The organism is Aequorivita sp. 609 (assembly GCF_014212065.1).
GTDB lineage: Bacteria > Bacteroidota > Bacteroidia > Flavobacteriales > Flavobacteriaceae > Aequorivita > Aequorivita sinensis.
The window spans coordinates 232,504-240,459 of the sequence record NZ_JACJVM010000003.1; the positions used below are offsets into that span (position 1 = coordinate 232,504).

At 32.1% G+C, this 7,956-nt stretch carries 2 protein-coding genes; both read left to right on the top strand.

Translation table 11 applies throughout. From position 1 onward, the window contains the following. Positions 1 to 138 precede the first annotated feature (138 nt). Positions 139 to 5,259, top strand: coding sequence for a translocation/assembly module TamB domain-containing protein (locus H4O20_RS02135; protein ID WP_185098136.1), 5,121 nt, complete (start codon positions 139 to 141; stop codon positions 5,257 to 5,259). 58 nt (positions 5,260 to 5,317) lie between these two features. Further along, positions 5,318 to 7,591, top strand: coding sequence for a BamA/TamA family outer membrane protein (locus H4O20_RS02140; protein ID WP_185098137.1), 2,274 nt, complete (start codon positions 5,318 to 5,320; stop codon positions 7,589 to 7,591). The last annotated feature ends 365 nt before the right edge of the window (positions 7,592 to 7,956 follow it).

Here is a 7,956-nt window from a genome sequence, read left to right on the forward strand (position 1 = left end):
AAAAGTTTTTACAATTTCAAAACGATAAGAAGTTGGTTCAGTTCATTATACTAGATGTAATTTAAACTTATTGTTACTTACGTAAATACGATTATTGGTTTATAATTTTCCTATTTTTGATACCTACCAAATACAGCATTGGAAAAGAAAAAAGAAAAGAATAAAAAAAATAAGAAATACAGAGTTTTAAGAATTATAGGAAGAGTTTTCTTAGTTCTAATTCTACTATTTATTCTTCTTGTACTATTTATCAGAAGTCCTTGGGGACAAGATATTATAGTACAGCGTGCTGTTAAATATGTATCCGATAAAACCCATACCAAAGTTGAGATTGAAAAGCTTTTTATTACTTTCGATGGTAATATTATGCTTAAAGGCGTTTATCTAGAGGATAAAAAAGGAGATACATTAATCTATTCAAAATCTTTAGAAGCAGACGTACCGCTTCTTCCTATTGTTCGCGGTAATGGTATAGGGGTGGAATATCTTGAATGGGAAGGGCTTCGCGCAAATATTATCCGGAATGATTCAATTAAAGGCTATAATTTTCAGTTCCTCGTAGATGCTTTTGCTTCGTCTGATACTACCGCAGTTAAAAATGAAACTGCTTCGGAACCTTTAAATATAATTTTAGGGAATATCAGTTTTAAAGATTTTAATGTAGTGTTTAATGACAGTGTATTGGGTATAAATAGCCAATTCAAAATAGGAGCATTAAGCCTAAAAATGAAAAAAACCGATTTAGAAAATATGGATTTTCGTGCTTCGGATGCTACGATTTCTAATGCTCATATTAAATATATTCAATCACCTGTTCCTCCAACACCACCATCAGATTCTCCTTTACCTTATATAGCTTTGGAGGAGTTTTCTCTGAAAAATGTTTTTGTAGATTATCAATCCTATGCCGATAGGATTGCTGCTAACCTAGAATTATCTGATCTGTTGTTAGAATTAGAAAAAGCAGATTTAAGTAATAATGAGATTGTTATTGGAGAATTCAATTTGAATAATTCAATTATTGATATTAACACCGAAACAGAAGTTAACGAGATTACTCAAAAGGCAGAAGAAATAAAGGAAGAAGTAAAAGCTGATATTCAAAAATTTGAGTGGCCCAATTTTAAATTTGCAGTAAATAGCATTGATTTAAAAGGTAATAACATCAGTTATTTTGTTGGTAACCATAAAGTGAAAAAAGATCATTTTAATTCCAATGCAATTGCGTTGCAAGACTTTAATTTAAAGGCAAATGATGTTTTTTTAAAGGATAAAAAGGCAGGTTTACAACTTAAATCTTTAACCTTTCAAGAAGGTTCAGGTTTTAATCTAAATGAATTAGCCTTAGATTTAGATATTACTGATACTGAATTAAACCTTGATAATCTAGGATTAGCGCTAAACAACAACAGGCTAAAGGGAAATGTACACCTAGACTATGTTTCTTTAGCAGATTTAATCGAGGTTCCAGACAAAACTAAAGTAGCTTTAAACTTCCCTGCATTTCAAGTAGACTTAAGAGAAGTATTTAAATTTCAACCAGAACTTCGTAAGAGTGAATATTTACGGACTTTAAGTAAAAAGTATATTTCAGGAAATGTACAAGCTTCAGGCTATTTATCTGCAATAACCTTCCCAAATATGAATGTTAATTGGGGGAATTCTACTCGAATTTCTGCTAATGGATTAATTGAGAATGTTATAAATCCAGATAATTTGAAATTTAATATTCCTCATTTTGCTTCAAATACTACGCGTACAGATTTAATTCAATTTGTAAGTGAAAAAGATTTAGGAGTAAGTCTACCAGAAAATATTTCACTTAATGGTAGTGCTAAAGGAAATTTAAAAGATGTTTACGCCAAAGCTAACCTAACCACTACACAAGGAGTTTTAGCTATAGATGGCCACTTTAAAAACGACTCGCAAATTTCTTTTGATGCCGATGTAGATATAAAAGAGTATAAACTAAATGAGCTTTTACAAAACGATCAATTAGGAACTCTTAGTTTAAACATAAAAACTAGTGGTACAGGTAATGATATAAACACTCTTGACGCAAAATTGGAAGCTGTTATATCTAGTTTTCAGTTTAATAATTATGCTATAAAAGATTTAGCTATAAATGGTAATATTAAAGATGGAAAGGGGAATGTGGTTTCAGCTTATAAAGATGAAAATATCAACTTAGATTTTAATGCTAACGTAATTTTAGATTCTATAGCAACAAATGCTAATGCGCATCTAAAAATTATTGGTGCAAATTTGAAGTCCCTTGGGTTAATGGATCGAGATGTTAGGACAGCTTTTACCTTAGACGCCGATTTTGATATCACTAAAGATGGTCTCGATGTTATTTCAACAATTGGAGATGGAGTAGTGGTATATGATAATAAAACGTACATATTGGGCGATGTATTGGCTACTGCTCACACTAGAAGCGATACTACTTCTGTATGGATTAATAATAAAATTGTTCAACTTAGTTTAGAGAGTAATACAAATCCAGAGTTATTTAGCAAAGCCATCAAGCGACATGTTTCCAGTTATTTTTCTAGAGACATTACCTTGTCTGATACCATAAGCAATCCTATAAAGCTTAATGCTAAAGGGCGAATAGTAGAAGCCCCTGTATTAAATGAAGTATTTTTAGTGAATGTTAAAAAACTAGATACAATTAAACTATCGGTTGACTTTGACGAAGCAGCACGAAAATTAAAAGCAGATATTCAAGCACCACATATTGTTTATGGAAGCAACGAGTTGGATAGTCTTTCATTCACAATGGATACAGATAAAGATAAATTTGTTTTTGACCTGGGCTTTAAAAATATAAAGGGTGGCCCCTTAGATATTCCTAAGACAAAAATTACAGGAAACCAGCAAGATAATGAGATGAATCTAAGCTTCAAGTCGGTATATAAAGACAGTACGCTTATTAATATTCAATCTCAAATTACAGGTACTTCAGAACAGCTTAGATTTCATATTATTCCTGAAGATTTAATACTCGATAGAAGTAAGTGGCTTACTCCTAAAGACAATGAGATTCTTATTAGAAAAGATAATTTAGAATTCAACAACTTCAAATTTTCTAAGGGCGATGAGATGGTCGAACTATCAGATAAATTACCAAATGTGCCTGAAAATCACGCAGCAATTACATTTAATAACTTCAAATTAAGTGAGATTCTAAATTATTTAAATCCATCAGATGAAATTGCTAAAGGAAATTTAAACGGTAGTCTAATAACTATTAATCCTTTTGGGGATATGGGGCTTTTGGCAGACCTTACCGTGGATAATTTAAATTTCTTAGATGTTGATTTAGGAACGATGACCATTGACGCCAAGTCGAAAGGTGAAAATAGTTACGATTTTAATCTAGCTTTAAAAGAAGGCGACGTCGATTTAGATTTAACGGGAGATTATATAGCAAATCAAAAAGATGCACAGATAGATTTAGATTTAGATATAAATGAGTTTAAAATGAAAGCGCTCGAAGGGTTTTCTTTAGGTGAAATTAAAAATGGTAAAGGAGGATTTTCAGGAAAGTTCAATGTAACCGGGAGTATAGCGGAGCCCAATTACAAAGGGAAGTTAATTTTTCATAATGCAGATTTTACTATAACAAAGTTAAATGCACCGTTTACACTTAATAATGAAACTTTGTCTATTAATAACGATGGGTTCTTTATGGATGGTTTTACTGTGCGTGATGAAAATCAGAATCAATTGGTTTTATCTGGAGAGGTTGGCACGAAAAACTTTATCAATCCAACGTTTAATTTGAAGATTAACGCAAAAGATTTTCAAGTATTAAACGCAACAAAGGATGATAATGGCTTTTTATATGGAAAGGCATCATTTAACGCAGATGCAACCCTAACGGGAGATATGCTAGTTCCAAAACTAGACGCCAATATAATTGTAAATGATGCAACTGACATTACTTATATATTGCCTTCGTCATCGGTGTCTATTGAAGAACGAGATGGAGTTGTAGTATTTGTAAATCGTGAAAATCGAGATGCAATATTAACGCAAACTGCAGAAAAAACAGCAACATTAACAGGGCTTGATGTTAGGGCATTTTTAACAATTGGGAAAGAAGCTAAAGTCAAAATCATAATAGATCAGGAAACCGGGGATAACTTTGAAGTTTACGGTGCTGGGGAATTCGATTTTACAATGAATCCTACAGGAAGAATGAATTTAAGTGGCGTTTATAATGTGGCAGGTGGTCATTATGAAATGAACTTATACAATTTAGTAAACAGAAGATTTGAACTTGCTCCTGAAAGTAGAGTAAGTTGGTCTGGAGATCCTTTCGATGCCAAACTAGACATCAAGGCTGTATACAATTTGAAAGCCTCTGCGTCGGCATTAATGGCGCCTATAAGTTCTGGAGCTGATCCTTCGGTGAAAAATAGGTATAAACAAGTATTACCATTTAGCGTATATTTAAATATTGACGGAGAATTAACTAAACCAATAATCGCGTTCGACCTTGATATGCCAGAGGATGAGCAGGGGGCAATAGGAGGACAAGTGTATGGAAGATTACAACAAGTAAATAGTCAAGAAGACGAATTAAATCGGCAAGTTTTTTCATTGCTAGTTCTCAATAGATTTTATCCAGAACCAGGAAGTGATGGTAGTGCTGGAGGTTTTGCCACTGTGGCAAGAGATAATTTAAACGACGCTATTTCAGATCAATTAAATAACTTTTCAAATAATTTATTAGGCGGATCTGGAATTCAATTGGATTTTGGACTAAACAGTTATACCGATTACCAAGGTGAAACCGCACAAGAGCGTACACAATTAGATATTGCTGCGCAGAAAAAACTCTTTAACGATAGATTAATAGTACGTGTAGGTAGTGAAGTTGACATACAAGGAAGCGGTTCAAATGAAGAAGAAGCCCCAATTATTGGCGATGTAAGTTTAGAATATTTAATCACCGAAAACGGCAGGTATAGATTAAAAGGATTTAGAAAAAATCAATTTGAAAATGTAGTTGATGGACAAACTATTGTAAGTGGAATTGCTTTAATTTTCACACAAGAGTTTAATAAGTTTGATGAATTGTGGCAAGCTATTTTAAATGGTGAAACCAAAAAGGAAAAGGCTGAAAAAGAAGCATTGGAAAAGGAAAAGGAAAGAATAGAAAAAGAAGAGGAAGAAATTAAAAAGAATATTGAAAATGAAGGGGAAGATGATAAAAACACTAATGATTCAAAAACTAAGGAATAAGTAAAACTGTAATACTTAAACTTAAGCCTCCTAATAGGTTGCTAAGCAAAGTTGGACTATGTATATCAAATTTAAAATAGTATTCATTTTAACATCGGCATTGCTCGTGCTTCAATCGTGTGCAGTAAAAAAGTACATACCTGAAGATGAAATGCTTTATACCGGTGCAACTGTGGAAATTAAATCGGATTCTATTATAAAAAATGAATCTCAACTAAAATCTGTTTTAGAAGAAGCTTTATTGCCTAAGCCTAATAAAAAGTTTTTGAGAATGCGTGTTGGGCTTCATTATTACTACAAAATGCAGAAAGAGAATCCGGGATTTATAAACCGATTTTTTTATAAACGATTTGGAGAACAAAAACCTGTTTATAAAAGTGATGTAAAACCTTATGAAGTTGAGGAAATTCTACTCAATCGTATGGAAAACAGAGGTTTTTTCTATAGTGAGATTACTTCGGAGTTTAAAGATAATGAGGAAAACAAAGAAGCTTCAGTAAAATACACAGTTAAAGCTCCAAAGGCATACACTATTGCTAGTTATCAATTAGATAGTATGCCACATCCTATTTATCCTGAAGTTAAAAAAAGTGTAGCTAAAACAAAGCTTTCCAAAGGAATGCGTTTCGACTTAGCTAATATGAAGATGGAACGTGAACGTATAGATAGAGAGTTAAAACAAAATGGATATTATAACTTTAATTCAAGTTTTCTAATATTTGAAGCCGACACTAATCAGTATGACAAAAAACGATTTGATTTATTTCTCGGATTAAAAAAAGATGTTCCTAAAAAGTCTATTATTCCCTATAAAATTTCTAAAATTAATGTTTACGCTAACTATCACGTAGAAGACTCTATTGATAATGAGGTGGAGCGTTTCAATGAAAAAAATTATATAAACAGTTCAAGTTTCTTTAAATCAAAATACCTCGATCCTTTTATTACTTTGGAAGAAGGGCAATATTACAGTCCAGAAAACTCAAGAAATTCAGCAAGAAGACTTTCAACAATTGGAGCGTATAAGTTTGTAAATATTCAATATAAAGAACGAGATACTGTACATAATGACAGCTTGGGAATTTTGGAAGCCAATATATTTTTATCACCCTTAAACAAAAGAGCTCTACGTGTTGAATTGCAAGCAGTATCAAAATCCAATAATTTTTCTGGACCTGGAATAGCATTAACTTACAGTAACAGAAACCTTTTTAGTGGTGGGGAAACATTAAACACTACTGCTAGTTTTGGGTATGAAATGCAAGTAGGAGGTGGGAGCAGTAGTGGTAAAACAAGTGTAGATTTAGGTTTAAAGTCTGAATTGATTTTCCCAAGAGTGATTTTTCCAATTAAAATAGATAGCGACTTTTTTAAATACGATATACCTAAAACAAAGACAAGCATTAGTCTTGATTATTTAAGAAGAACACAACTTTATACTCTATTATCGGGTAGCGCACAATTTGGATACCTTTGGCAAGCAAATAGGTATGTAACTCACGAAATAATACCTATTTCATTAAACTACACAAAACCTTCAAATACTACTGAGGAGTTTCAAAACATTTTAGACGCAAACCCTTATCTAAAACGCAGTTTTGAAAAGCAATTTATTGCAGGCTTGAACTATTCATTTACTTACAACGGAATGGTAAATGCAACTAAAAAACATCAATTTTTTATTAATTCTACCTTAGATGTTGCGGGTAATACCATGAGTTTGTTTGCCAAAGAAATGGATAATGGTAAAAAAGGAATTTTAAATTTAGAATATGCTCAGTATGCAAAAGTTGATGCAGATTTTAGATATCATTTAAACTTCGGAAAAGAACAACTTATAGCTGCTAGATTATTCGGTGGATACGGGTATGCTTATGGGAATTCCGATATAATGCCTTATGTAAAGCAATACTACTCTGGTGGACCTTATAGTGTTCGAGCGTTTAGAATTAGATCTTTAGGACCAGGAACATATTCTGATGAGGGTAATTCTCAAACTAATTATTTCGATCAAACAGGAAACATTCGCATTGAAGCAAATATTGAGTATCGTTTTCCTATTATATCTTTCTTAAAAGGTGCTGTATTTGCAGATGCAGGAAATATATGGAACTCAGATCCTAATCCAGTTTACGAAGGAAAAGATAAATTTACCTCAAGTTTTATCAAAGAATTTGGAATGGGAGCAGGAGTAGGGCTTAGAGTTGATGTGCAAGGTTTTGTACTACGCTTTGATTTTGCCGCTCCTTTTCATGATCCATCAAAAAATAATGGATTCGATTTTAACGTAAAGGAAACTGTATTTAATTTCGGAATTGGATATCCTTTCTAGATTATAGCTTTTTTAAGTGAAAACAAAAGCTTTTAGCATAAAGAATTAGGATTATTAATTAAATAGTCAGTCATTAATTATTTTAACACATTAATTATCCGTACCTTTGAAGCATTAGGGGGCAACTATAATTTAAAACCCCAGTAGGTATACCAATAACAATAATTTTTAATATATAATTCATTAAAAAGTCATCTGCCTACAGCGGATGGCTTTTTTTATTCTAAAAACACAAATGGCAAAATGGATCATTCTCAAAAGTTGTGTGTGAATTGAAATAGAATTCTGATTTTTGTTTTTTAAAACAAAGCTTTGGACAATTATCTAGACCTACTGAAACTTATCCTGCCTGAATTTTTAATCAA